The sequence below is a fragment of the Gimesia chilikensis genome (assembly GCF_008329715.1).
In the GTDB taxonomy this organism is placed as follows: domain Bacteria; phylum Planctomycetota; class Planctomycetia; order Planctomycetales; family Planctomycetaceae; genus Gimesia; species Gimesia chilikensis.
Genome location: NZ_VTSR01000034.1, coordinates 1 through 1,180 on the forward strand (window position 1 = coordinate 1; position 1,180 = coordinate 1,180).

1 protein-coding gene is annotated in these 1,180 nt (G+C 46.3%); it reads left to right on the forward strand.

Features of this window, described 5'->3' with window-relative positions:
- Nucleotides 1-19 precede the first annotated feature (19 nt).
- Nucleotides 20-1,180, forward strand: a 1,161-nt coding sequence (locus FYZ48_RS29100; RefSeq protein ID WP_198422301.1) for an EF-hand domain-containing protein, incomplete at its 3' end; no start/stop codon positions are given.

A 1,180-nucleotide genomic window follows, 5' to 3' on the forward strand; every position in this document is an offset into this window, starting at 1 on the left:
CTTTGCTGAATATAAATGTATGCCTGATATTTTCTCAGCAGAGAAACGGGCCGCGGTCCCTGATCCCATCGCAGAACTCGCCAAACAGGCTCATACGGTTTGGCAGACGATCGAGAGCGCTGCCGATAAAAATTCCGACAAAGTCCTGTCAGAGGATGAGTGGCCACTGGAAAAACTGAAAGAACAACTCCCCCCTCTGGGAGATGTCGTATTTCAATTATGGGATAAAGATCAGAATGGTGAGATCAGCAAAAAGGAAGCTGCTTTTCTGATCGATGTGGCATACGGCATGAAACAGGAAAATGGATTTCCTTTGCGTTCTCCGAATGGGACGGTCCTGTATCGTTTTTATATCGATCGAACGGATAAGGATGGAGATTTTCGAATTTCGAGAGACGAATACCTGCCTTCCATCTCTCTTCCTAAAGAAAAGGTACTGGAACGCTTTAATGAGATGGATACAGATCAGGATGGTTTTCTGAGCTATCAGGAACTGACCACCTCTCACACTACCAATATCGATGAATTTAACTATTTTCTCAACAGCGATAAAAATTTAGACGGATTCCTGGATAGAGAGGAAATTCTGAAGATCGGTTCGAATAATGCGACGGACCTCCGTTTATCCCACGCTATGACAGCTTTCGATGGAGACAAAGACGGACGTTATTCGCTGAGCGAATTTCGGCTTTCTCCAGTCGGATGCAACTATGTCACATTTCGAGTTTACGACCGCATTGATTCAGATCACGATATGAAACTCTCCTGGAAGGAGTTCTATGCAGAACCGTCTCCACAATTAATCGGTCTGGCCTGGGAACTGTTTCGGCGGTTCGATATCAATCGAAATGGCTATCTGGAGGTTAATGAATTTGAATTCCGTATCGATCCTACGAAACTGTCACCTGAGAATGCCTTCGCTGCATCAGATAAGAACGGCGATCAGGAACTGGATCTGGAAGAGTATCTGCCACTTGTTAAACAACTGAAGCCGAAACAGGCCCAACGGAATTTTCAAGTGGTCGATTACGATACAAATCAGAAACTTTCACTGGCCGAATACAAAACCCTTCCAGGTCTGTTTTCTCGAGAAACGCGCGGCGCGATTCCCGATCCGATCGCCGACCTGGCAAAACAGGCCCACCAGACCTGGCAAACGATTCAACAGGCCGCCGATCAG